24 protein-coding genes are annotated in these 26,103 nt (G+C 44.0%); 11 read left to right on the forward strand and 13 right to left on the reverse strand.

What is annotated here, in order from left to right:
- Positions 1-3 precede the first annotated feature (3 nt).
- Genes tatA through rmuC form a run of 5 tightly spaced genes read right to left on the reverse strand, consistent with a single transcriptional unit; the run spans position 4 to position 4,885 of the window.
- Entirely contained in the window at positions 4-255 is a 252-nt protein-coding gene (gene tatA, locus QWZ04_RS04480) for a Sec-independent protein translocase subunit TatA (RefSeq protein ID WP_290325369.1), read from the reverse strand.
- A 56-nt stretch (positions 256-311) separates the two neighbouring features.
- The gene (gene ubiB / locus QWZ04_RS04485; RefSeq protein WP_290325371.1) at positions 312-1,946 is read right to left on the reverse strand and encodes a ubiquinone biosynthesis regulatory protein kinase UbiB; all 1,635 of its coding nucleotides are present in this window, start codon (positions 1,944-1,946) and stop codon (positions 312-314) included.
- Positions 1,943-2,548 (reverse strand): ubiquinone biosynthesis accessory factor UbiJ, encoded by a 606-nt coding sequence (locus tag QWZ04_RS04490; protein ID WP_290325373.1) that lies wholly within the window; start codon positions 2,546-2,548, stop codon positions 1,943-1,945. The genes ubiB and QWZ04_RS04490 overlap by 4 nt, the downstream gene beginning before the upstream one ends.
- Before the next feature lie 7 nt (positions 2,549-2,555).
- A complete protein-coding gene (gene ubiE / locus QWZ04_RS04495) occupies positions 2,556-3,338 on the reverse strand; it encodes a bifunctional demethylmenaquinone methyltransferase/2-methoxy-6-polyprenyl-1,4-benzoquinol methylase UbiE (RefSeq protein WP_290325375.1) in 783 nt (260 codons plus the stop codon).
- Positions 3,339-3,382: 44 nt separating this feature from the next.
- Positions 3,383-4,885 carry a DNA recombination protein RmuC gene (rmuC, locus tag QWZ04_RS04500; RefSeq protein WP_290325377.1) on the reverse strand — a complete coding sequence of 501 codons (1,503 nt, stop codon included), beginning with the start codon at positions 4,883-4,885 and terminating at the stop codon, positions 3,383-3,385.
- A gap of 134 nt (positions 4,886-5,019) precedes the next feature.
- On the opposite strand from rmuC, the gene QWZ04_RS04505 reads away from it, so the two are divergent.
- A complete protein-coding gene (locus QWZ04_RS04505) occupies positions 5,020-5,916 on the forward strand; it encodes a DMT family transporter (RefSeq protein ID WP_290325529.1) in 897 nt (298 codons plus the stop codon).
- 66 nt (positions 5,917-5,982) lie between these two features.
- On the opposite strand, the gene QWZ04_RS04510 is transcribed toward QWZ04_RS04505, so the two are convergent.
- From QWZ04_RS04510 to ftnA, 3 genes are all read right to left on the reverse strand, one after another.
- Positions 5,983-7,170, reverse strand: coding sequence for a BaiN/RdsA family NAD(P)/FAD-dependent oxidoreductase (locus QWZ04_RS04510; protein WP_290325379.1), 1,188 nt, complete (start codon positions 7,168-7,170; stop codon positions 5,983-5,985).
- 94 nt (positions 7,171-7,264) lie between these two features.
- Positions 7,265-7,588, reverse strand: a complete 324-nt coding sequence (gene uspB, locus QWZ04_RS04515; RefSeq protein ID WP_290325381.1) for a universal stress protein UspB — start codon at positions 7,586-7,588, stop codon at positions 7,265-7,267.
- 75 nt (positions 7,589-7,663) lie between these two features.
- A complete protein-coding gene (ftnA, locus tag QWZ04_RS04520) occupies positions 7,664-8,191 on the reverse strand; it encodes a non-heme ferritin (protein WP_290325384.1) in 528 nt (175 codons plus the stop codon).
- A 157-nt stretch (positions 8,192-8,348) separates the two neighbouring features.
- On the opposite strand from ftnA, the gene QWZ04_RS04525 reads away from it, so the two are divergent.
- Both QWZ04_RS04525 and QWZ04_RS04530 read left to right on the forward strand, forming a co-directional pair.
- The gene (locus tag QWZ04_RS04525) at positions 8,349-8,783 is read left to right on the forward strand and encodes a universal stress protein (RefSeq protein WP_290325386.1); all 435 of its coding nucleotides are present in this window, start codon (positions 8,349-8,351) and stop codon (positions 8,781-8,783) included.
- A gap of 48 nt (positions 8,784-8,831) precedes the next feature.
- Positions 8,832-9,713 (forward strand): carboxylate/amino acid/amine transporter, encoded by an 882-nt coding sequence (locus QWZ04_RS04530; RefSeq protein ID WP_290325388.1) that lies wholly within the window; start codon positions 8,832-8,834, stop codon positions 9,711-9,713.
- A gap of 109 nt (positions 9,714-9,822) precedes the next feature.
- On the opposite strand, the gene QWZ04_RS04535 is transcribed toward QWZ04_RS04530, so the two are convergent.
- From QWZ04_RS04535 to QWZ04_RS04545, 3 genes are all read right to left on the reverse strand, one after another.
- A complete protein-coding gene (locus QWZ04_RS04535; RefSeq protein WP_290325390.1) occupies positions 9,823-10,293 on the reverse strand; it encodes a hypothetical protein in 471 nt (156 codons plus the stop codon).
- 89 nt (positions 10,294-10,382) lie between these two features.
- On the reverse strand, positions 10,383-11,162 hold the full coding sequence (locus QWZ04_RS04540; RefSeq protein WP_290325392.1) for a class I SAM-dependent methyltransferase: 780 nt from the start codon (positions 11,160-11,162) through the stop codon (positions 10,383-10,385).
- 42 nt (positions 11,163-11,204) lie between these two features.
- Positions 11,205-14,360 carry an EAL domain-containing protein gene (locus tag QWZ04_RS04545; protein ID WP_290325394.1) on the reverse strand — a complete coding sequence of 1,052 codons (3,156 nt, stop codon included), beginning with the start codon at positions 14,358-14,360 and terminating at the stop codon, positions 11,205-11,207.
- 114 nt (positions 14,361-14,474) lie between these two features.
- Here QWZ04_RS04545 and asnC point away from each other — a divergent pair, with 114 nt between their 5' ends.
- Positions 14,475-14,939, forward strand: coding sequence for a transcriptional regulator AsnC (asnC, locus tag QWZ04_RS04550; RefSeq protein ID WP_102523510.1), 465 nt, complete (start codon positions 14,475-14,477; stop codon positions 14,937-14,939).
- Positions 14,940-15,035: 96 nt separating this feature from the next.
- Here the strand turns inward: asnC and prlC are convergent, their stop codons facing one another.
- Entirely contained in the window at positions 15,036-17,078 is a 2,043-nt protein-coding gene (gene prlC / locus QWZ04_RS04555) for an oligopeptidase A (RefSeq protein ID WP_290325397.1), read from the reverse strand.
- A gap of 161 nt (positions 17,079-17,239) precedes the next feature.
- On the opposite strand from prlC, the gene QWZ04_RS04560 reads away from it, so the two are divergent.
- On the forward strand, positions 17,240-18,079 hold the full coding sequence (locus tag QWZ04_RS04560) for a 23S rRNA (adenine(2030)-N(6))-methyltransferase RlmJ (RefSeq protein WP_290325399.1): 840 nt from the start codon (positions 17,240-17,242) through the stop codon (positions 18,077-18,079).
- A gap of 82 nt (positions 18,080-18,161) precedes the next feature.
- Positions 18,162-19,517: a glutathione-disulfide reductase gene (gene gorA, locus QWZ04_RS04565; RefSeq protein WP_290325400.1), complete on the forward strand. Its 1,356-nt coding sequence runs from the start codon at positions 18,162-18,164 to the stop codon at positions 19,515-19,517.
- 107 nt (positions 19,518-19,624) lie between these two features.
- Here gorA and dpaL read toward each other — a convergent pair whose 3' ends face one another.
- Complete coding sequence (gene dpaL / locus QWZ04_RS04570; protein ID WP_290325402.1) at positions 19,625-20,797, reverse strand: diaminopropionate ammonia-lyase; 1,173 nt, start codon at positions 20,795-20,797, stop codon at positions 19,625-19,627.
- Positions 20,798-21,063: 266 nt separating this feature from the next.
- On the opposite strand from dpaL, the gene QWZ04_RS04575 reads away from it, so the two are divergent.
- From QWZ04_RS04575 to QWZ04_RS04595, 5 genes are all read left to right on the forward strand, one after another.
- Positions 21,064-22,371 carry a serine/threonine-protein kinase gene (locus tag QWZ04_RS04575; RefSeq protein ID WP_290325404.1) on the forward strand — a complete coding sequence of 436 codons (1,308 nt, stop codon included), beginning with the start codon at positions 21,064-21,066 and terminating at the stop codon, positions 22,369-22,371.
- Positions 22,372-22,380: 9 nt separating this feature from the next.
- Positions 22,381-23,415, forward strand: a complete 1,035-nt coding sequence (locus QWZ04_RS04580) for a hypothetical protein (RefSeq protein WP_290325406.1) — start codon at positions 22,381-22,383, stop codon at positions 23,413-23,415.
- A 3-nt stretch (positions 23,416-23,418) separates the two neighbouring features.
- Positions 23,419-23,985, forward strand: a complete 567-nt coding sequence (locus QWZ04_RS04585) for an ECF-type sigma factor (RefSeq protein ID WP_290325408.1) — start codon at positions 23,419-23,421, stop codon at positions 23,983-23,985.
- A 101-nt stretch (positions 23,986-24,086) separates the two neighbouring features.
- Positions 24,087-25,436, forward strand: a complete 1,350-nt coding sequence (locus QWZ04_RS04590; RefSeq protein WP_290325410.1) for a hypothetical protein — start codon at positions 24,087-24,089, stop codon at positions 25,434-25,436.
- Positions 25,437-25,544: 108 nt separating this feature from the next.
- A complete protein-coding gene (locus tag QWZ04_RS04595; protein ID WP_290325412.1) occupies positions 25,545-26,072 on the forward strand; it encodes a phosphatase PAP2 family protein in 528 nt (175 codons plus the stop codon).
- Positions 26,073-26,103: the final 31 nt, after the last annotated feature.

The raw sequence follows: 26,103 nt of genomic DNA on the forward strand, positions 1-26,103 counted from the left end.
GCCTTACGCCTGCTCTTTGTCTTTTTTGCTGTCCACAGGCGTTTCTGCTGCTTCCTGCTTCTGCTCAATATTCTGCTGTTCGAAATCGGCATCTTTTTTCTTTTCAGCTGCGATTTCGTCTTCGCTCATCGCTTTTTTGAAGCCTTTAACAGCGCTACCTAAATCACCACCGATGTTGCGCAGTTTCTTTGTCCCAAACAACAAAATCACGATAGCGGCAATGATCAATAATTGCCAAATACTAATTCCACCCATGTTATTTTTACCTCGGGTTAGTTTTAAAAACAGTCTTAAGAAATTCAGTCTAACGCTTAATCGCGATAAGCTCGCCAACTAAGCAACCAAAATGTGACACCAGCTATGCCGCTGCCTAATGCAATTTGTGAAAACCCACCAGAAACCAGTATTGCTCCACAAATAATCAGGGTTGCGCCAACACCAAACAAGAAACGTCCTGTCGCTTGTTGTCGTTTGCTTGCACGGTAGCCTTGATAGAGCTGATCCATGCGTTGATTAAGTGATTTACCTTGCTTCAAGCTATCGTATAGCAGCTCAGGAAGCTCTGGTAATTTTTCAGCCCAGAATGGCGCTCGTTCTTTGAACGCATTCACCACTGCTTGAGGTCCGACTTGATTCGCCATCCAATTTTCTAAGAATGGTTTCGCCGTTTCCCATAAATCAAGCTGAGGATACAACTGACGCCCTAAGCCTTCAACATAAAGCAGCGTTTTTTGCAGTAATACTAGCTGTGGCTGCACTTCCATGTTGAATCGACGAGCGGTATTGAACAGATTCAGCAATACATGACCAAAAGATATCTCACACAATGGTTTCGCAAAAATCGGTTCGCATACCATGCGTATCGCAAACTCAAACTCTTGGATATTGGTATCAGCCGGAACCCAACCAGAATCCACATGTAACTCGGCTACTTTTCGGTAATCTCTGTTAAAAAACGCCAAAAAGTTTTCAGCCAAGTAGCGTTTATCTTCACTATTTAAAGTACCAACAATGCCACAATCTAATCCGATCCACATTGGATTTTCAGGATGTTCCGGATTAACAAAAACGTTGCCTGGATGCATATCCGCATGGAAAAAACTGTCGCGGAATACTTGTGTAAAGAACACGCTCACACCACGTTCGGCCAGCAGTTTCATGTTGGTGCCATTGGCCTTTAAGGTATCGATATCAGACACCTGAATGCCATAAATCCGCTCAGACACCATTAGGTTTTCACTGCTGAGATCAGAAATCACCTCAGGCACGTAAAGCTCTTCACTGCCTTCAAAGTTTCGTCTTAGTTGAATCGCATTCGCCGCTTCTCGGCGTAAATCTAACTCATCAATTAAAGTTTTTTCGTATTCCCTTACCACTTCAACAGGCTTAAGTCGCCTTGCTTCTGGTAGAGCTTTCGCTACGATGCGCGCCATGCGATACATCAGCTTTAGATCGGCATCAATAACGGGCTTAATATCGGGGCGAATGATCTTTAAAACAATCTCGCGACCATTATCTTTCAATTTAGCCGTATGAACTTGAGCAATTGAAGCCGACGCTAACGGTTCAATATCAAAACCTGTAAACCAATTATCTAGCGACCCACCCAATGCTAATTCCATTTGCTCTTTTGCTAATTGACCATCAAATGGAGCAACTTGGTCTTGCAACAATGCAAGTTGATCAGCAATGTGAGGCGGAAACAGATCGCGACGAGTCGACATCATCTGACCGAACTTAATCCAAACAGGCCCTAGCTCTTGTAATGCAAGACGTAAGCGCTCACCTAACGGCTTCTCTGAATGTTGATTTTCAAGCCAGAATAGACCTTTTCGTGCTAACAAAGGGGCTTTTGTTAACTGGTGGTTTGGCATTAACTCGTCCAAACCATATTCAAGCTGTACCTTTATAATTCGATACAAACGCCGTAGTTCTGTTGGTGTCATGATTGCTCCAACAAACGCTGAAAGCGTATTTCTAACTCAGTATACTGCTTTGAAACGTCGTCCACTTGATCGCAAAAATGGGCGACTTCAAGCGGAGCAGGGGCAATAAGCCACTCTTCCGTTAGCACTTGTGCGAGTTGGTTTTGTTTGTTCTGGCCACTTTTCTGTAGCCAACCAATACTCTGTTTAACCCCAGAAACTAAGGTGTGTGCAACCACATCACCGGTAAGGCGTGATAACCATTCTTCAACGTCTGGTTTGGCGTCTGTCAGCAGTTTTGCAAAGTTTTGTGACAGTTGAATGTCACCTTCCAATTCAAGTTTATCTTGCTTGATCAAACGGGTGATATTGGATTGCTCTCTCAATTCAGGCAGCACCGTTAGATTCAAGCTTAAGAAGCAATCTGGCACACCTTCATACTGAGCGAGTACATCTACCTGCTGGCTAAATACGAAAGTCAGTCTTTTGCCAAGCTCTCTCATCTCAACTTGAATCACCTGACCCTTCAAGCGCCCCAAGCGGCGTACCAACTGCGGATCGTCTTTAATCAAGGTATTGAGCGTAGTTTCAATTGCTGCCGTTACCAGTGGATCAAATGGCATAATTACCTCAGAACTTGTAACCGCGGTGAAGAGCAACAATACCACCGGTTAAGTTGTAATAGTTGGTCTTTTCAAAGCCTGCGGTTTCCATCATGCCTTCCAAGGTTTTTTGGTCTGGGTGCATACGAATAGATTCCGCTAAATAACGGTAGCTGTCTGCGTCATTGGCAATGATTTCACCCATCTTGGGTAGTAAATGGAATGAATACGCATCGTAAATCTTCGATAATGGCTCGAGTACCGGTTTTGAAAATTCGAGAACCAATAAGCGCCCACCCGGTTTCAATACGCGGTACATTGAGCGCAGTGCTTTGTCTTTATCGGTGACATTACGCAGGCAAAAGCTAATGGTAATGCAGTCAAAATAGTCATCAGGGAAAGGCAGTTCTTCCGCATTGGCTTGTACGTAATGTACGTTACCAACAATACCAATATCGCGTAATTTGTCGCGGCCTACATTCAACATTGAATTGTTGATGTCGGCTAAAATGACATGGCCTTTCTCACCCACAATTCTTGAGAACTTCGCTGTTAGGTCACCGGTTCCGCCGCCTAAATCCAACACTCGTTGACCAGGGCGAACGCCACTGCAATCAATAGTGAAGCGTTTCCATAGGCGATGCACACCACCAGACATCAGATCGTTCATGATGTCGTATTTCGCCGCTACAGAGTGGAATACTTCGGCGACTTTGGCGACTTTTTCTTCTTTGGCTACGGTTTCAAAGCCAAAATGCGTTGTTTCTTGTTCTTGTTTTGTTGAGTTCAATTGAGCGCTTACTTCTGTCATGATCCTTCCTCGTTAACAATTCCATATCCAAGAATTGCGATCATCTAGTCTACTTTATCCTCAACCTGTTGTCTTTCCACTAAAACGTCATTTTGTGTAATTTCCAACATACGTGGTGATATCGAGCGTTTCACTTCCACACCAAGTTCTTTAAAGCTTTCAGCTTGACGCAAGACATTGCCCCGCCCGGTCGCCAATTTATTAATGGCACCTTGATAATTTTGATTGGCTTTGTCTAATGCGCCGCCAAGGTTTTCCATGTCATCCATAAACAAACGCAATTTATCGTACAGTTTGCTCGCCCGTTCAGCGATGACTTGGGCGTTCTGGTTTTGTCTCTCATTACGCCATAGGTTATCAATGGTACGCAATGCCACCAATAAAGTGGTGGGGCTGACCAGGATGATATTTTGCTCCATTGCATCTTTGACTAAACTTGGGTCCGCTTGAATGGCCACTTGAAAAGCCGGTTCTACCGGGATAAACATCAGTACATAATCAAGGCTCGAGATACCTTTTAGCTTATGGTAGTCCTTAAGGCTTAAACCTTTAATATGGCTTCGCAGAGCCACAAGATGTTCACTTAATGCCTGATCGCGATCAGCGTCGGTATCAGCATGGAAATAACGCTCATACGCCACCAGCGCCATTTTGGAGTCAACCACCACTTGTTTCTCGTGAGGTAAGTGAACTATCACATCCGGTTGATAGCGTTTGCCAGCTTCGTTTTGTAAATTCACCTGAGTTTGATACTCATGGCCTTCTCTTAGACCCGACTCAGATAACACCCGAGCTAACACCACTTCGCCCCAGTTACCTTGCTGCTTGTTGTCCCCTTTCAGTGCTTGAGTCAGGTTAAGTGCCTCTCGGCTCATCTGCTCGTTCAACTGTTGCAGGTTACGCAATTCGTGCACCAAGGTATGTCGCTCTTTCGCTTCATGTCCGAAGCTATCTGTGACTTGCTTTTTAAAGCCTTCAATTTGATCTTTTAGCGGTGATAGCAGCCCTTCTAAACTTTGCTTGTTCTGTTGATCAACTTTGGCTGTTTTCACTTCAAAAAGCTGGTTGGCTAAATGCTCAAATTGTTGTGTTAATCGTTGTTCTGCATTTTCTAACAGCTGCAGCTTTTCAGCACTGGCCTGCTTTTCTTGTTCATGACGTGCTTCTTGCTCACGTCTCGTGGCTTCACTGTCAGACAAATTGACCCGCACCTGTTCTAAGTCGATAGCTAGCTGTGCTTTTTCTTGCTTTAAGGCTTCGAGATAACGCAGTTTTTCAACCGCCGCCATTAATTTTCCATGCACTTGTTTAAGTTCAAATGCGGACTTATCACGCTCTGCATCTAAACTATCTAAATCATTTTGTGCTTCTTTAAGCTCTTGTTGTGTGCGCGCATGCCATTGCTTGTCAGATTCTAAATCGTGCTCCAGTAACTGCACTTCTAGCCGCATTTTTTGTTTTACCCACCAGCCTGTACTCACTGCGCCAAACAGCAAACCTGATGCGGCTGCGATAACGATATCTTGATGTTGAATGAACCACTGCATAGCGACTGCCTAATATTAAGTCTTACTCTATTATTGATAGTATTTTTATACTGGATAAATGTCCAGTTTTAGCCCATCAGAATGGTCGCTATATTAACGGTCTCTTTTTCATCCATCTGAGCATAATAATAATGATAAATGAGCGTCGAGCGCTTGGCTTTGGGATCAGTGCAGTTCTGCTTTGGTCTACCGTTGCAACAGCTTTCAAACTGACCTTAGCTGAATTAACCCCAGTTCAAATGCTGACGGTTGCGAGTATCGTGTCCGTCATCACCCTGTTCGCAATTTGTGCCGTTCAAGGTAAATTGTCACAACTTAGCAGCACGTTTATCGCCAATCCTTGGTATTACATTCTTTTAGGGTTAATTAACCCACTAGGCTACTACCTCATTTTATTTAAGGCTTACGACTTATTGCCCGCTTCGCAAGCGCAACCGTTGAACTACAGTTGGGCGATCACGTTAACCTTAATGGCAGCGGTATTTTTGGGGCAAAAGATCCGCAAGCAAGATTGGTTTGCCGCCGCATTAGGGTATTTAGGCGTTATCGTTATTGCGACTAAGGGAGATGTGCTCGCACTCAATTTTGAAAGCCCGATGGGGGTTGGTCTTGCGTTACTTTCTACGTTACTTTGGGCAGGCTACTGGATTCTCAATGCTAAAAACAAGGCTGACCCGGTTGTTGCGGTACTGCTCGGTTTTTTGGTCGCTGTACCTCTTGCGGTAGGAATCAGTATTTTCGAAGGGGCACCTTGGCAACAAATTACCTGGAAGGGTTGGGCGGCCGTAACCTATGTTGGCCTATTTGAAATGGGCGTAACGTTCGTACTCTGGATAAGCGCACTTAAAGCCACCAACAACACAGCACGCATCAGTAACCTGATATTTACCTCGCCGTTTATTTCTTTGATGTTACTTGCCACCATCATTGGCGAAGAAATTCATCCTTCAACCTTAGTGGGTTTAGTCTTGATTGTGATTGGTTTGGTGGTGCAGCAGATTAAGTTTGGCAAAAAAGCCGTCACTTCATAAAAGCATAAAAAATGCCGAACTACACAAAGGCGTAGCTCGGCATTCAGAATCTCAGTACATTTGTAACTATGCGTACTGCCCAGCTACATAGCCGCTCGACCATGCCCACTGGAAGTTATAACCGCCTAACCAACCTGTTACGTCCATGACTTCGCCAACAAAGTACAAGCCCGATACATTTTTCGCTTCCATGGTTTTAGATGACAAGTGATCGGTATCGACACCACCTAATGTCACTTCTGCCGTTCTATAACCTTCTGTGCCATTTGGCAATACTGGCCAATTTTCAAGATGATCATGAATGGCTTGCATCTCTTTCGGATTAAACTGCTTTAATGGTTTATCGGTTAGCTCTTTTCTGTCAATCAACACTTCTACAAATCGCTTAGGCAGCACTTTTGATAAAGTATTTTTTAAATTTTGATTTGGGTGCTTTTCACGAGACTCTGTCAGCAGTTCCATGACATCGGCTTCTGGCACCAAATTAATGCTAACTTGCTGTCCGGGTTTCCAGAATGAAGATATCTGTAATACCGACGGGCCCGACAAGCCACGATGGGTAAATAGTAGTGCTTCTTTAAACAATGTTCCGTCTTCAGCCGTGATTTCTGTCGGTATCGCGATGCCCGATAGCGTTTCAAAGTCTTCTTTATCTTGCTTATGCAAAGTAAACGGGACTAACCCTGCTGTTGTTGGGATAACAGGTAAGCCGAACTGCTCGGCAATATGGTAGCCGTAAGGCGTTGCACCCAGTTTAGGCATCGACAAGCCACCGGTTGCAACCACCAGTGACTCACACTTGATTTCATCGGTATTGGTTACTAGCGTAAAACCCGTGCCTGATTTTTCAATCGATTCAATATCGGTGCGAAAACGCAAGTTAACATTCGCTAACTCACACTCTTTTAGCAGCATATCGACAATTTGTTTAGCGTTATCTTGGCAAAACAATTGGCCGTGATCGCGCTCGTCAACATCAATGCCGTACTTGTACACCATCGAGATAAAATCCCAATTGGTGTATTGCGATAATGCTGACTTAACAAAATGTGGGTTTTGGCAAAGGAAGTTACTGGCCGTCACATCGTAGTTAGTGAAATTACAGCGACCACCACCAGAAATGATAATTTTACGACCTGGTTTTTTGGCGTTATCAAGCACGAGAACATTACGCCCTCTTTTGCCTGCTTCTGCTGCGCACATTAGCCCGGCGGCACCTGCACCAATCACCACTACATCGTATTTATTGCTCATAACCCACTACCTAAAAATAAAAAAAAGATGCGCGATAATTCGCGCATCCTTGCAATTTGGACGCTATTTTAACCAGTATTTACCGCTTACGCTACTAAAGCACGAAAGCCATCAACAAAGTCAGCCCGAGTAACGAAAAGGTGAGCAAAAACAACTCTCGAACTTTAACGCATTTATGAGTAAAAACAGGATCATGATGATGTAGGTATTCACGGCTCTTCAAATAATGAAATAAACGGACTTGCTTAGCCATATTGCCATGAGTGGTGAAAAAACCACGACCATCGACTTGCTGGTACAACAATGGATGGGCTTCTCTCATGATGTATATCAATGAGCGTAATGCGGTCAAATATCTCATCATGTTGATGCCACTAACAAGCATCAAGGTAAACAGAATGGTATCTACACTGATCATCTTTTCCTCCCTACATCCCCTAGGATACCGAAAGGAAAAGACGACCTATATTAGGAGGCTTTTCGAACTGCTTGGTTAAGCAGCTGGGGTATCCATGATAGAAGATGAACCTTCTTTTGCCATGGTAGCTAGGTCTTTATCAATGAAAAACAGCGCTTTGCCGTCTTCACCAACCAACTCTAGCTTGTCTAAGATCCCTTTAAATAATTTCTCTTCTTCGTGCTGTTCAGCGACGTACCACTGAAGGAAGTTAAAGGTTGAGTAATCTTGATTAGTAAACGCAGCGTGAGCCAGCTTATTGATTCTGTCTGTAATCATTTGCTCATGTTTGTACGTTTCACGGAATACATCGCCTAAGCTATTGAACTCGTGTTGAGGAGAGTCAATTGCCCCTAAGATTGGCATAGCGCCAGTTTCACTCACATAAGTAAAAAGACGCTGCATATGCTCCATTTCTTCGGTGGCATGAGCTCGCAAAAACTCGGCTGCCCCCTCAAAACCTTTATCTTCACACCAAGCACTCATTTGTAAGTATAGGTTGGATGAGAAAAATTCCAGATTAATTTGCTCATTTAACTGGTCGACCATAGTCTGAGATAACATGCACTGTTCCTATAAAACATCGAAAATTTGAATAACTATAACACCTTATTAACTTAATGACGCGCTGTCTAGCCTCAAGTATTGGGATCACATCTACAAAAAAATCTGGCATCTAGTGCTAACCTATTTATAAGGTATTGAAACTGGAGTGCATAACATGAGTTATCAACATATATTGGTCGCGGTCGATCTTTCTGAAGATAGTAAGATATTGATAGACAAAGCGGTTTCTTTGGCAAAAAAACTGGAAGCTGAAGTTTCCTTCATTCATATCGATGTCAATTATGCCGAACTCTATACGGGATTGATTGATATTAACCTTGCTGAAACTCAGCATAATAATATGGAAGCCTCACAGCAACAGTTACAAGATTTTGCCAAACATGCCGATTTTCCGATCAAGCATACTTTAGTCGGAAGTGGTGATTTAACTGACGAATTAAGAGAAGCAATTGGTGAATTATCCGTTGATATGCTGGTTTGTGGCCACCATCAAGATTTTTGGAGTAAGTTGCTTTCTTGCACACGGCAGTTAATCAATAACTCTCCGGTGGATTTACTTGTTGTACCACTCAACGATAGCCAAGAATAGGCAATCTGGGTAGACTGTGAGAATCATTCTCAACTAACATTATGGACAATGAGATATTTATCCGCAGTTACCCTACTTTGGGCCTTTTCTTTTAGTCTGATCGGGGTTTACCTCGCCGGGCAGGTCGATGCTTGGTTTTCCGTGTTAACACGAGTCGCCTTAGCGAGCCTCGTGTTTTTGCCTTTCCTGAAAATACGCCAAGTACCTAAATCACTCATTGCTAAGTTAATGGCTATTGGTGGCATTCAACTTGGCTTAATGTATTGCTTCTACTATCAATCTTTTTTGCTACTGAGCGTACCCGAAGTTCTGCTATTTACGGTCTTTACCCCAATTTACGTCACCTTAATCTATGACTTATATAAAGGGCATTTCTCTCCGTGGTATCTAGTTACTGCAGCGATTGCTGTTACAGGTGCCGCCGTGATTAAGTTCGCAGGTATCAACCCAAACTTCTTAACGGGCTTCTTAGTCGTACAAGGGGCTAACCTGTGCTTTGCTATCGGCCAAGTTAGCTACAAAGTGTTAATGGAGAAGCAACCGATAGAGCTACCCCAGCATTCGGTGTTTGGCTACTTCTACCTTGGCGCCTTGTGTGTCGCGCTCGTCGCATTTGCCCTGCTTGGCAACCCAGATAAACTGCCTACCACCCAAACCCAATGGGGCATTTTGGTTTACTTAGGACTTGTTGCATCCGGTGCTGGTTACTTCCTTTGGAATAAAGGGGCGTGCTTTGTAAATGCTGGAGCTCTAGCGGTGATGAACAACGCCTTAGTACCAGCAGGTCTAGTGGTCAACATTCTGATTTGGAACCGAGACGTAGACTTACCTCGGCTTGCCGCTGGCGCGAGCATTATTTTACTTTCACTTTGGGTCAATGAAACTTGGGTAAAGCGAAAAGTAGCTCAAGATGGAGCGCTTCGAGTGTAAGTAAACTCGTAACACGATAAACAGATGGCAAAAAAGCGACGTGGTTATAACGTCGCTTTTTTTATATTGGTCATCAGCACTGAGCTTTATTAGTGAGTGGGCCGCTGAATTAGTGTACGGCGGAGTCTCGCGAACTATGTTCTTCAACGGTATGCAGTAAGTCGCTTCTCGTCATGAGTTGCTGATAGTTGACTTCGGCTTTACGCAGTTTTTTCATCAGCTTTTGCTGTTTTTTAAGCGCTTTCGCTAATTTTTTGTTTCTCTTTTTCTGCTGTTTTAGCGCTTTCTTGCTATCCATAGATTCGGCTTTTAGTGATGCACTAATCTCTGGATTCAGAATCGTAACTTCTGCTACTTCCCTTAGAGGGAGAGATTCAAGCACTAAACCACATTGTTCTTCTCTTGGTTTATCCAAGCAAGATTTAGGCGGAATCGCTGCCGGTTTACACAAATGGTTTTTATCAGACGCGGCACGGCTGCATGAGCGGCACATGTACTTAGGCGAAGCAATTAAGGCATGGATATCGCCAAGGTTACTCGCGATATCATGTCGATTCAGTTTGCAAAGACGTCGAGTCATGCTCACTCCAAACAGAATAATGATAACAATTCGTGTTTAGATATAGCGTGATTTGATGTTTAACGCAAGCACTAAATTTGTAGCAACTGCTATGTCATTGATGCCTTTACATACACATCAAAACGATTCTTTTTCGTTTCAATCGCCATGGTCGGTTTTTGCTCATCTAACCAATTGGCATAGTCTGGTCTTTTTACCACAACACGCTTGGTTGCTAGCGCCATCGCAGGCACTAATAAGCCATCTGCATCAGTATCGGCACCCACTAGCGATTGAAAAACTCGCATTTCTTTTTTCACCAACGCGGATTTCTTCTTGTTCTCAGGGTGCGGGTACATCGGGTCTAGGTACACGACATCAGGATGCTCAAATCCTTCTTGAGTATAAAGCTTGTCTAATGCATCGAGACTGGAGGCATGCAATAGTGACATTCGCTCACTCACCCACCCGCCAATTTCCGCATCGGCTTTCGCACGCTCTAGCCCGTCATCCAACAATGCAGCAACCACAGGGTTACGCTCAATCATTTGCACTTTACAACCCAACGACGCCAAAACAAACGCGTCTCGGCCTAAACCAGCCGTACCGTCTAATACACTCGGCGTTGCACCCTTATTCAGCCCAGCGGCTTTTGCAATAGACTGTCCTTTTCCGCCACCAAACTTACGCCTATGGCCTACCGCACCACCGATAAGGTCGACAGAAATTGCCCCTAACTTGGGTTCGTCGAGTTTGCGTAATTCCAATTGCTCAGACGTAAGTACCAAAGCAAATATACTTTGTTCGTCATGGGTTAAGTTCCAACGCGCTGCCAGCTCGTCCATACGGGCTTGTTGGCTTGGGTTGTCACAAATCAATTGTAATTGCACGCTAGGCTCCGAATCTCTTTTTTATGGGGTCGCAAGTGTAACCTAATTTAATGAATGGCGAGACTGTTGTTGTTCAATCATCTCATCAATGAGTTCAGCCAGTGGTTTCGGCATACCTATTTCATACCCTTGTCCGTAATCGACGCCAAGCTCACACAAACATTCAATGATCGCCGGGCTTTCCACAAATTCCGCGACGGTAATTTTACCCATTTGCTGAGCCAAATCGTTTATCGAACGAACCATGATCAAGTCCATTTCATTTTCATCGATATCACGCACAAACAGGCCATCAATTTTGACAATGTCTACAGGCAAAGATTTGAGGTACCCAAATGAAGATAAGCCCGACCCAAAATCATCAAGGGCAATCAAACAACCTAAAGATTTAAGATGAGTGAACGCCTGTTTTGCTTGCTCGACATTTTGAATGGCAGCGGTTTCTGTTATTTCTAAACAGATTTTACTGCTCGGGAAATCGGCCTCTGCAATGGTTGTAGTCAATGTGTTGATGAACTCAATGTTGCCCAATGACTGACCCGAAATATTAATCGAGCACATATCAATCAAAGCGGATTTTTCAGGGTGATTATCAAGCCACTGCATGGTTTTCGTAATGACATGTCTATCAACCAAATGGGCGATGTTGTAGCGCTCTGATGCAGGCATAAAGACACCAGGAGATAAGTACTCGCCATCTCGCTTTTTGATTCTGACCAAAATCTCTACGTGAATTCGGTGAGCATTGCCCTCATCAAGCCCTAAAATTCGCTGTGCAAATAATTCCATTCGTTGCTCTGACAACGCCTCATGCACTAAGTTAACGCTTTCCATCTGCTGCTGACGGTAATTTAATTCGGCATCATCCACCCGGTAGAGCTGATAACGGTTGCGTCCTTCTTCTTTTGCTGCATAGCACGCAGTGTCCGCCTGCGCGTGCACCATTTGCGGGGAAATGGCCGTATGATCAATCAAACGGATACCAATACTACAGCTCACATTCAGGCGCATTTTATCTAACACAAATGGATTATCGTTGAGGGTATCTATTATGGTCTGCGACACTTTTATCGCAGCCACTTCAGTACAATCTCTTAGCAACACGCCAAACTCATCCCCCCCCATTCGCGAAAGCACACCATTAAATGGCAGCACGTCTTGAATGAGCTGGGCACAATACACTATGGCTTCATCGCCAGCTTCGTGACCGACAGTATCATTAATTACCTTCAATTGATCGAGATCGATAAACAGCATGGCATGAGTTCGATAGTGTCCCTCAATTTCTTGCATTGCTTTCAATAATTGCTGTTCGAAATAATTTCGGTTAAACGCTTTAGTGAGCACATCATGCTGGGCTTGGTAAGCAAGTTGATCGGCCAAATCTCGTGTTTCACTGATGTCTTCCCCCACGATCAATAATTGCTGCGTTTCCGTTAGTGGGCGAATGTTTTCTCGGATCCAGATAGATTGGCCATCCAGTGTTTTGTATTGCACTTCCCGTCGCCATACCGACAACTCTGACGGCTTAGGCTGCAATAACAACTGCCTCGCAGTTAATGCATGATCATCCACGTAGAAGTCTTTTAGCCGGTGGCCAAGCAAGTCCATAGATTGATAACCCAACAGTTCTTGGGCGAAGCGGTTTACGGCCTGAATTCGATTGTTTTCGTCCAAGGTCAGCATCATGACCGGCTGTTTTTCATAGTAATGACGAAAGCTCGCCTCACTTTCAAACAGCTTTTCTTCGGTTTCTTTGCGAGAGGTAATATCTTGCGCTTCCACCAAGAATTCTTGGTGTGATTGCTCAACCACTGGTAACGCTTTTAGAGAAATGTCTAGTATTCTGGAGCCAAGAGTGTGGTGCAGCACCTCACCTTCAAACCGTATCCCAGAGGAAATACGCTCAAGGCTAAAGTACTGATAGATTTTATTGGCTGAGTCAGTGTGCCAACTGGAAAACTGCCACAGCGGGCGTTCAATATTGAAATCGTGACTGAACAGCAACTCCTGCATACGGCTATTACTTGAAATCAAGCGGCCATGTTGGTCAAAAATACCCAAATAAAGATTACTTTGATCAAATACCGTTTCCAACAACACTTGGTTTTTCCGCAGTTGCCGCTTACTGCTATTTAGTCTTTTGGTGTAATAAAGCAAACTGACGATGGTCAGAATCATTATCACAATGAACATCAAATACACTTTAAACTCTTGTAGATAAGATAACCAAAATGGAATCGGCTTATTATATAAGGAGCCCGATAATACTCCGCTACTATCGAGATCCCAATGTTTAAGTGCCTGATAATCTAACTTTAGCTGCGGGTTACTTAAAGAAATGTCCGGCAATGGCGCCTCGGGGTTATGCAGCACATCTAGCGCTTTTGCCCCTACAGCCACCCCATGCAGGTAGCCATCATTGATAATTCCACCAACGCTACCATGACCAAAACCAGCATTATGCAGCATATAGATGGGGGCTTTGGAATGTTGTTTCAGCCACGCCCAATCTTCAATGCCCAGCATCTCGCCATTCTCATCTCGGAAGTATATCCAAAACAGCAAGGCCGATTGTCGTGTCATCTTTTCTGTTATTTGGTGCAAAGTCTGGTTACTACTGGGGGCAATTACTTTAATAAGTGCCCTATCTGCAGGGTTCTTTGTTAAATATTGCTCAATGACCTTACGAGCGGCGTTACCCGTTTGGGAGTGATCAATGATGACCACAATTTTTTCTATATCAGGCTGAAAGCTTTTAATCAGTCGGATATTCCCCGCCACCTCAGAGTGTTCTGGGATGCCCGTAGCTCGAATTTTGGAATGAAGAGTGGGAGAGTAATTGTTGATACCACCAAAGATAACGGGAGTGTCACCAATTTCTTTGGACAAACTTTGCATCAGTGCTAATGCGTTATTATCACTGACAATAATGGCCTTGAATTTTTCTTGCTCGAATTTGGTTCTAAACAAAGATTCCAATTGTTCAAAGTACTGAGGAGTTTGCAAACGTTTCGTATCAAGATAAAACACACGATTGGATATATTTTCGGAGTCTAGTTGCTCAGAAAGACCCTTTTGGAGATTGTCTGTCCAAAAAAAACCTTGATGGTACGAATGCACGACCAATACATTTTCGTTACCACCAGACACTCCTGCGGTATATAAAGCAGTGCTTAGCAGTAATGTTACTGTCATTATCCAAGTACGTATCAAAATATCTTCTCGTCAAATTTGTCGGATATGCCTACTATGTCCAAAGCATCCTACTCCAGACTGAAACCTCCGATCCCCCGAAACAAGGAACGTAACATGCATACCAACCAGACACGTCTTGATGATTTAGATCGTGCCATTTTAAAAGCGTTAATGAGCGACGCAAGAACTCCGTATGCAGAAATGGCCAAGCAATTTAATGTTAGCCCAGCCACCATTCATGTGCGAATAGAAAAAATGAAAGCCGCTGATATCATTGAAGGAACGGAGGTGATAGTCAACACCAAGAAGCTAGGGTATGACGTGTGTTGCTTTATTGGTATTAACTTAAATGCCGCGAGAGATTACCACTCTGCGATTGCCAAGCTGAATGCACTGGATGAAGTGGTAGAAGCTTATTACACCACAGGTGCTTATAACATCTTCGTGAAGCTAATGTGTAAATCGATAGAAGAACTGCAGTTTGTCCTGATCGACAAACTGCAGGCCATTGATGAAGTGCAATCAACAGAAACGCTGATCTCACTGCAAAACCCGATCAATCGGAATGTGAATCCTTAGGCAGGAAGTGCGAAGTACTAAACTCTAAAGGCTAAGTGGAGATCGCCTCACACCTAGCACTTAGCTTTTCGCACCTAGCTTTTAGTACTTCTAGCCCTAAGCACTAATACCCGCATGTCTTAGCATGGCATCAATTTGTGGCTCGCGGCCTCGGAAGCGTTTGAATAGCTCCATTGGTTCTTCGCTGCCGCCCATTTCTAGGATGTTGTTTAAGAAGCTTTGTCCTGTTTCAGCATTAAAGATGCCCTCTTCCTCAAAACGAGAAAAGGCATCGGCTGATAACACTTCAGCCCATAAGTAGCTGTAGTAACCGGCACTGTAACCACCAGCAAAGATATGGCCAAAGCTATGAGAGAATCGGTTCCACTCAAGGCTTGGTAATACGGCGACTTTGCTTTTTACTTCGGTTAACGTTTCTAGTACACGAGCACCAATTTCTGGATCAAACTCGGTGTGAAGGGTGAAGTCGAACAAGCCAAGTTCAAGCTGGCGCAAAATAAACATCGCAGATTGGAAGTTCTTGGCTGCGAGCATTTTGTCTAGCATTGCTTTTGGCAGTGCTTCACCTGTTTCATAATGACCTGAAATAAAGCTTAACGCTTGCTCTTCCCAACACCAATTTTCTAGGAACTGACTTGGTAGCTCAACCGCATCCCATGGCACACCATTGATACCAGAAACCGCTGACTCTTCGATCTGCGTTAGCATGTGATGAATACCATGACCCGTTTCGTGGAATAGCGTCACGACTTCATCATGAGTAAACAAAGCTGGCTTGTCGCCAACCGGCTTATTGAAGTTACACGTGAGGTACGCGACTGGCGATTGCAGTTCACCGGTTTCGGTAACACGACGCACGCGGCACTCATCCATCCATGCACCGCCACGCTTGTGTTCACGCGCATACAAGTCTAGGTAGAAGCTACCACGCAGCTCGTCTTTGCTATCAAAGATATCGAAGAAACGCACCGAATCGTGCCATACATCAACCCCCTCACGCTCTTGCACTCGCATGCCAAACACACGGTTCAGTACTTCAAATAAGCCCGCGATGACTTTCGATTCAGGAAAGTAAGGACGCAACTCTTCATCGGAGATTTGGAACAAGTTCTGTTTTTGTTTTTCACTGTAATAGCCGATATCCCACGGATTTAACTCAGTGACACCACATTCTTTCTCAACAAACTGGCGCAATTCTTCTACTTCGCGTTCACCTTGTGGCTTGGCTTTTACTGCTAAGTCGTTTAAGAAACCAAGAACTTGTTGTGGGTTTTCCGCCATCTTAGTTGATAGCGACTTTTCACTATAGGTAGCAAAACCGAGCAAACGAGCAATTTCGTGACGCAGCTTTAATTGCTCTGCGATTAACTCCGAGTTATCCCATTTGTTAGCATTAGGCCCACGGTCAGAAGCGCGAGTTACGTAAGCTTCATACAGCTCTTTACGTAGCTCTTGATTGTCACAGTAAGTCATGACGGGAATGTAAGATGGCATTTCCAAGGTAATTAACCATCCATCCAATTCCTTGGCTTGTGCTGCCGCTTTTGCCGCCGCGATTGCTGAGTCTGGCATACCCGCTAATTCCGTTTCATCGGTAATTTGCTTCGTCCAACCCATCGTTGCGTCTAATACGTTATTCGAGAACTGAGAACCAAGCTCAGACATACGCTTGCTAATCTCGCCATAACGATGCTGCTCATCCGCTGGCAAACCAATACCAGAAAGTTCGAAGTCACGCAGTGCATCAGTGATCGATTTCTTTTGCGCTTGCGCTAGGCCGGTAAATTCCTCTGAATTTTTAATACTCTTATACGCATCGTATAAGCCTTTATGTTGACCAACCCAAGTGCCATATTCTGACAAAATAGGCAGACAGCTTTCATAGGCTTCACGTAATTCGTTACTATTTAGTACCGAGTTCATGTGGCTCACAGGAGACCAAATGCGGCTTAAACGGTCATCCACTTCTGCCAAGGGCATACAAATCGTTTTGTGACTCGGCGTGTCATTTGCTTCAAGAACTTGTTCTACTTTTGCGCGGCACTCTGCAATGGCTTGCTCTACAGCGGGCTTAACGTGTTCTGGTTTAATTTGAGAAAATAGCGGAAGATCGGTAAAGCTCAATAGTGGGTTGGACATCCTGAGTTCCTTTTAAAATTCGTCTTTTTTATTATTTCTACGTCTAATAAATGTAGGCATCTTATAGAAATTTCAATAGTGGCGTATAATCATTCACATTAGTTTATTAAAGTATCGTGAACCAAGCCTTCACAGCTCATTTCATAAAGCGAGAAACCATTTTGTTAAGTTATCGTCACAGTTTTCACGCAGGCAACCACGCCGATGTGGTTAAGCATATCGTCCAATCATTAATATTGGATGCTTTGGCTCAAAAAGAAACACCCTATGTTTACCACGATACGCACTCTGGTGTTGGTCGCTACGACCTGACTCACGAATGGTCAGAAAAAACCGGCGAATACAAACAAGGTATCTCTCGCGTTTGGCAGCAAACCGACATCCCAGCAGACATTAAAACCTACTTAAGTGCCATTACAGATCTTAATCAAGGTGATGAATTGCGTTACTACCCGGGCTCACCTCGCGTGGCTCGTGCACATTTGCGCCCTCAAGATCGCATGGTATTAACCGAACTGCATCCAAGTGATCACCCTCTTTTGGAGCAAGAGTTCCACCGTGATCGCCAAGTGAAAATTTACAAAGAAGATGGTTTTCAACGCTTGAAAGGCAGTTTACCGCCAAAAGAGCGCCGTGGTTTAGTTTTGATTGATCCACCTTATGAGCTAGCCAATGAATACCGTGATGTCGTAAAAGCAATCGGCCAAAGCCACAAGCGCTGGGCAACGGGCATTTATGCGATTTGGTACCCGGTTGTGAACCGTTACGACATTGATGACATGATTAAAGGACTTGAAAAGCTGGGTATTAGAAAGATATTACAAATAGAACTTGGCGTTTCTCCAGACACCAATGAACGTGGTATGACGGCATCAGGCATGATCGTGATAAACCCGCCTTGGAAACTAGAAAGCCAAATGAAGCAAATTTTACCGTTCTTGCAGCAAGCAATTGCCCCTGCGACCGGTCATCATAAAGTAGAATGGATTGTACCAGAGTAATTTCAAGGATAAGGAACAGCTCAACACCCTTCGTCCTGATTAGAAAACTTAAAAAAATTAAAACAAATCGGAGAAAGAAACAATGACAACACATTTTGACTATATCTGTATTGGCGGTGGTAGCGGTGGTATCGCATCGGCTAACCGTGCAGCAATGTACGGCGCTAAAGTGGCGCTGATTGAAGCTCAAGACCTTGGCGGTACTTGTGTTAACGTTGGCTGTGTGCCTAAAAAAGTGATGTGGCATGGTGCTCAAATCGCTGAAGCTATGCACCTTTACGCAAAAGATTATGGCTTTGATGTGGACGTCAAAGGCTTCGACTGGAGCAAACTGGTTGAAAACCGTCAAGCTTACATCAGCCGAATCCATGCTTCTTACGATCGAGTATTAGGCAACAACAAAATCAATGTGATTAAAGGCTTCGCTACGTTTATTGACGAAAAAACCGTTGAGGTAAACGGCGAGCAATACACAGCCGATCATATTCTGATTGCTGTAGGCGGCCGCCCAACGATTCCAAACATCCCAGGCGCCGAGCACGGTATTGATTCAAATGGCTTCTTCGAGCTAAACGAACAACCGAAGCGTGTTGCGGTTATCGGCGCAGGTTACATTGCGGTTGAAATTGCAGGCGTACTGCATGCGCTTGGCACAGAAACACATTTGTTCTGCCGTAAAGAATCACCACTGCGTAGCTTTGACCCGATGATCATCGATACCTTAGTTGAAGTGATGAACACCGAAGGCCCAACACTTCATACGCAGTCAGTGCCTAAAGAAGTGGTCAAAGAAGCAGACGGTAGCCTGACTCTTCACTTAGAAAATGGCAACACTCAAAACGTTGATACGCTAATTTGGGCGATTGGTCGCCACCCAGCAACTGATGCAATCAACCTATCTAATACTGGCGTTGCAACTAACGATGCGGGTTACATCAAGGTAGACGAATACCAACAGACTAATGTCGATGGCATTTACTGTGTTGGCGATATTATGGAAGGCGGCATTGAGCTGACGCCAGTTGCTGTTAAGGCTGGTCGTCAATTGTCTGAGCGTTTATTCAACAACAAGCCTGAAGCCAAAATGGACTATGAATTGGTACCTACGGTTGTATTCTGCCACCCACCAATTGGTACGATTGGCCTTACAGAACAAGAAGCAGACGACAAGTTTGGTAAAGATAACGTAAAAGTGTACACATCTGGCTTCACAGCGATGTACACCGCCGTTACGACTAATCGCCAACCTTGTAAAATGAAACTCGTGTGTGCGGGTGAAGAAGAAACCGTTGTCGGCATCCATGGTATTGGTTTTACTGTTGATGAAATGCTGCAAGGCTTCGGTGTTGCAATGAAAATGGGCGCCACTAAAGCAGACTTCGATTCAGTCGTAGCCATTCACCCAACAGGTTCTGAGGAATTTGTTACCATGAGATAATCACTTAAAATTCAAGGAGTTATAAAGATACCCCTTTGATTTTGAATGACAATAAAAAAGCCATGGACTATCCACCCATGGCTTTTTTGTATCAGTAACTTCGCATGTTAACTATGGGCACCGCTCCAAACGATGTCACGATAACGCTCGGCGTTAGTATCACCTTCTGTACTAAACAGCATAACAACCGCGTCTTGATTTAAACCAAGCTCATCACGAGTGGCTTGATCTGCCCCTTCTCGACATAACTTGTACAGCAACCCTAACGTGATAGCACCAGACTCACCACTGATGATTTGACTGTCGCCGGCAAGCGGATTACCCAACACTCGCATACCCGTAGCGGATACACTATCGTCCACAGCAGCAAAGTGATTACTGCAATCTTTTAGAACAGGCCAAGTAATCGGGTTAGGTTCACCACAAGCAAGACCTGCCATAATTGAGTTCAGCTCACCGGATACGTTAACGATTTCGCCTTTTGAACCTGAACGGAAGATACAATCAGCAGCAGAAGGTTCTGCGATAATCGTTTCGAAACTATCCGCTCCAAGCTTATCCGCTAAGTAACCTAAAATGCCGCCCGCCATTGCCCCGACACCCGCTTGCAGAAACACATGCGTTGGCGATCCAAATTCAAACTGCGCGGTTTGCTCGACGGCTTCGTCAGCCATGGTCATGTAACCTTGAGAAATCCAGGTTGGAATTTCTTCATAGCCATCCCACGCCGTATCTTGTACTAGCATCCAGCCATTGTCTTGCGCTGTCTGATTCGCCATACGCACAGTGTCATCATAATTTACGTCAGTAACGATGCACTCAGCGCCTAACCCTTGAATTCGTTTAACGCTCGCTTGAGCGGACCCCTTTGGCATGTACACAACAGCCTTTTGGCCCATCTCTCTTGCGGCCCAAGCCACACCGGTGCCGTGGTTCCCGGCGGTTGCAGTGGTAAATACCAATGGCTTATCAAGTTTAGAGGCTACGGTTTTCAGATTTATTTCCGAAATATCAATGCTTAGATGCTTAGCCAATTGACAGCCAAGAGCATATGAACCACCGAGTACTTTAAACGCATTGAGGCCAAAGCGCTTTGACTCGTCTTTTACCAAAATAGCTTTTACACCCAACTGTTTCGCTAAGCTAGGTAACGAAACCAAAGGCGTTGGCTGATAGCCTTCAATTTGACGATGAAATTCACGCGCTTGCAGAGCTTGTTTAGCAGTAAATAGCTCGCAGATTTTACCAGTGTAGAATGAGTTTTTTGATAGTTTTAGCATAGGGCACACTTCAATACAGGCTGAAATTGCGACAAGGCCATCAGAGCTTAAAAGCTAATGGCCGAATATCGAAACGAATTATTTGATGTAAGCGATCACGTCTACTTACCCTAAACCCAGAAGTTTGCTGGGCTTATTCATGAAGTTACCTGCGAATCCTACGTCGGAATATAATAATTCACTATCTAGTTCGCATTTACCTACCTATCTACTATAGCAAGCATTCACTTTACTGATATTATTAACAAAAACCATCCATCACTGCCATGCTTGCTCATAATCGAACCGAACTCATCTACCACTATTTTGATTTACCTGAACATCAGAAAAACACTTTCTTGGAGCATCTAACGAGAACGAGCCCCGAGCTAGCACAACAAATATTGCCATTCTTAACGCTAAAAGATGATGATGCCTCAGCCTTAACCGAGTTGCTTTCACAACACGTAACACAAGTCGTTCAGCATCAAGACACGCTAACCGATCTATCAGGGCAAAAGCTTGGAAAGTATGAGCTTAGCCATCTAATTGGTAGCGGCGGCTTTGGCGTGGTATATGAAGCCACTAGGCAAGATCAGACGTTTGATCAGACCTTGGCGATAAAAGTTACCCAACCAAAATTACAATCGTTACTTGGCGATGATTTTATTTATCAAGAAGCTCAAATTCTTGCTCGATTAAATCACCCATACATCGCTAAAGTGTACGATGGCGGTCGCCACAATGACTTTTCATATATTGTGATGGAAAAAGTGAACGGTGAACCGTTAAGCACATACTGTCAGCAGCATTTAGATTTCAATGCAAAGCTAACTTTATTCCGCAAAATATGCCAAGCAGTACAGCACGCACACCAGTCCCAAGTTTTACACGGTGATATTAAGCCTGAAAATATCATGGTCCAGGCTGAGAATCAGCCCAAGTTATTGGACTTTAACGGCACCGCTGCTTTTAGCGAGCAAAAAAGCATACGCGCTTTCAGTCGAGAGTTTGCTAGCCCTGAACAACTCTCCGGGGAGTTCTTGACCAATCACAGTGACATTTATTCTCTCGGAAAACTGCTCGAGTGGCTAATGAACGGTGAAAAGGCATCAACCTATCTCAAGAAGATCATAACTAAAGCGACTCAAGTATCACTAAATGAACGGTACGCCACAGTTCAAGCCTTATCTGAGGATATACAAGCGTTAGCAACCAAGCACCCAACAAGCTTCGAGCAACGCACGTTCTCTCGCGTAATATTAAGAGCAAGTCAACGACACCCTATTCGAGCACTATTAACCCTACTAACCCTCACTCTGATTTTGGTTTTCACTAATACGCTCAATCAGAAAAACCTCCAACTTCACCACGAAAAAGCGGTCACAGAGCAAATGATTTTCGAAGTCACCCATCTTTTTTTCAACAGTAAAGGACTCGTGCCTTTGCCCAGTTTATTAGAATTAACTCGTCGACGCGTTCTTGCAAATCCAGAGATGTCTGCTGAATTGAAACAAAAGCTTGTTCAAGCAATGATGACTCCACTACCTGAAAAGCAACAGCTCAATACTGACTGTCTGCCTGATTGTTCATAAGAGAAAACCATGGCAAAACTATATCTCATCGTTACATGCATGTTGCTATCAACACTCGTTGCTGCAGAACCCTCGGCATCAGAGCTTTTGACCTCATCGAAAAACAACCCCATTGTCTTTCGACCACTCAATATCATTATCAAAAACAACATCATCAAGAAGCGAGATCATCAAGGTAATCTTTGCTATTTCGATACAACCCGCCTTAATGAAAGCAACTATTTTGGTCCCATTGGTGGCTTAACCTACAAGGTAACGTCACAAGGTATTTATACTTACCCAGACATTGGTGACCAATTCGGTTCCGGTAAAGGGCGCACTGTTTGTGACATGGATCATGACAAGCGTTATACGGAAACTGAATTTGAGGCTATTACCGTTTTCGATGGCTGGGATGGGCTAGTTGGGTGCGCTTTGACAGGGTGTCGGTACAATGACTTAAATGGGTATTATATCGATGATTATTACGACTACGAACGCAGAAAATACCGCGCAGTGGCGAACCAATTCAACCCACAAACACTGATTTCAATGCAAAAAACTCAAGGTTTAGGAAAAATTCAGGGGATTGAACATGCAAACCGCAGCGAGTATCTGTGGTTTTCTTACCCTGAAGAAAAAGCACAAACCATTAACTTTGATGGCATTTGGCTCGAAACCCAATACAACAGCACTCCAAACCCTAACCACCTTTGCTTGCTAATAAAAGCCAACAAAATATGGTCTCTACCAAGCAAAAATGACCAATGCCCCAAACAAATAAACGCCTACTCGCTTGACGCAACAGAGCAATATCAAGACATGTGGTGGCTTAATCAAGAAACTCATTTTGCGACGTTGGCCCAACTGAATACATTAGTAAAATGGCAAACTTCAGAGACTAAAGATCAATACACAAATTGGGAATTCTTGCCGACAAGTCACGACTGGCAGAAAGGGATCTTATATCGCTTTAAACAACAGATTTCAGTACAAGACCCAACGAAAGCCATCACTTTACAAGCCTCACAGCTCACTAAAATCATAACGTTCAAATCAAGGTGAAGCATGACTCCAGATAATTTCACCGAGCTACTACATATGTGGCAACAGAATGACAAGCAAGCTGAAGAGGCCATCTATAGTTTGGCTTACCAGCATATGCATCAATTAGCTCATCAAGAGCGGCATCGCAGTGCGCAAAAGCATGGTGCTGATAACCCAGTGAATATGAACCCAATGCACAACACGACAGCATTAGTTCATGATGCTTACTTAAAAATAAGCCAAAATCGAAATCTCGACTATCACAATAGAAACCACTTTTTCTTGATGATTACAAAAGTCATGCGACAAATATTGGTCGATTACGCTCGAAAAGAATTGGCTCAAAAGCGACAATATCAAGATGAACTTATCGACACCAACAAAGCATCATTTGAAGATTTACTCAGCCTAGACAAGGCCATCGATAAGCTGGATAACAACTACCCTCGCCAAGCTAATGCCGTAAAACTTAAATATTTTGCAGGTCTTAGGACAAAAGAAATCAGCCAAATGTTGAACTGCAGTGAAAGTTTGATTGAAAAAGACCTCCGCTTTTCTCGCGGTTGGATCCAATTACAAGTTTGCTGATTTTTTTTAAATTATTTTGCGGCTTTTAGTTCTAATTACGTTCCTTGTTGGTCTTCTTCCGTTTCGACAATATAAACGGAACTCATTAACAGGAACGAGCAATGAATAAGTATTCTTTTTTAGCAATGGCTGTTGCAAGCATTCTAACAGGCTGTGGTGGTTCATCAGACAGTGCCAACAAGGACGTCGTAGACACAAAAATTAACTATCAAGCAGCAGACGGCTATTTGATTAACGCCCAAGTCTACATTGACCGAAATGAAGACGGCATTGCTCAAGAATCAGAGAAGCACCAATTAACCGGAGAGAAGGGCCTCTTCCAACTAACTAAAGCAGATAGTACCTACCCCGTGATCATCAAGGCTATTGCAGGTAAAACGTTTGATAGTGATAAAGGCGGTTACTTAACAAAAGGCTTTGAACTTATCGCAGAACCAGGACAGACGTTCGTATCGCCCTACACGACATTAGCCAAAGTAAAACAAATAACACTGGCTGAGCTTGCAACCGAGTTGAACCTCGAAGAGTCAATTCTAAGCAGTGATTATGTCGCATTAAAGCAAGACCAATCAGCCGAACAGCGCGCAAAAAAAATTCACCTAGTCGCTCGTTCCCTAACCCAACAATTGGAACCAACGTTATCCGAAACTAATTTGCTAAAAGAGAAACTCACGAGTGATAGCAAGAAGTTCATCGTAAAAGCCGATGAAATGATCAACAGCTCACCAGAGAGCTTAGATTCCGCCTTACTGATGCTTGACGACAGCGGTAAGGTCCAAAAAACGTCAATGCCGCCAAGTGTCAAAGCCGCTCTCGTTGGAAAACAATTTTTTACCATTTCTACCAACGCCTATTATTTTAAAACTGAAGGCTTAACAACCATTCAGTTTAATGACACACAAGCGATACTTAACGACGACTCCGGACAACCAATGTCGCCGATAGACATCACATACTCTAGTAGAGGTTTCCATAGCGAAAAAGGTGATATCGATGAAACGCTTGTCTATAGTAGTGACGCATTAAGTCTGATCGTAACCAAACAAAATGATCTTCAATTTTATTCAACCCATGACTACAGCAATGGCTATCAGAAGCAAGACTTCACACGAGAAAAATTAGTCGGAAAAACTTGGTATTACTTTTTTGACGACTCAAAAGACAAATCACCGCTCATCGTTGATTCCGCCTTTAAGTTTACAGACAAGGAAGTCATGGTTAGTAGTATCAGTGGTGATTTTGCAACCACTAAGAGTGCATGGCATTTAGATAACGGCTCTCTAGTCATATCCAAACACGATGACTGGAAAGAGGATTTACGTATTAGCCTGACCACAATTACGAGTGACGACCTCAGTCTGGTGTACAAAGATGGCGCAAGCCAAGGCTTACCAAAATTTATGACAACCAACTCAGACTTAGCGCGAACACTGCTAAAAGAGTGGCGTTGATCATCTAGCAAACCATTGTTCTATAAGCCCCGCAATTTGCTGGGCTTTTTTGTGCTTTCCGCTACAATGCCTCGGTTATTGAATATCAACCAAGGAATGATTGTACTGATGAATAAATCCCTACCTTTACTTTGCCTCAGCGCTGCCATGTTGGCTTCCAACGCGTACGCTCAAAGTGCATTAACCACTTATGGTGACATTGCTCAAATTGGTATTCCGCTAACAGCAGGAGCGATCTCACTGTATAAGGGAGACAAAGAAGGGTTTGTTCAACTAGCAGAAGGTGCTCTTTACACCGTCATTGCCACCCAAGGGCTAAAGTACGCGGTAAATGCGGAGCGCCCTAACGGCGGAGAGCACTCTTTTCCATCAGGGCATACCTCTGCCGCCACTCAAGGAGCAGCCTACTTGCAGTTTCGTTATGGCGCGGCTTATGGGGTTCCTGCCTATGCTGCTGCGGCACTGGTGGGCTATTCGCGAGTTGAAGGTGAGTATCACCACTGGCGTGATGTCATCGCTGGTATGGCATTAGCCACAGGCATTCAATATGCGGTGACTGAAGCGGGATACTCGATTACCGTCCATCCTTATTTTGCCGACAAAGAAACCGGCATTTTTGCGCAGATGAACTTTTAATACTCGTCATGCATTTGTTTAAATTGATGAC

Origin of the sequence: Vibrio tapetis subsp. quintayensis (assembly GCF_030409945.1) — a bacterium.
GTDB classification, from domain to species: Bacteria; Pseudomonadota; Gammaproteobacteria; order Enterobacterales; family Vibrionaceae; genus Vibrio; species Vibrio quintayensis.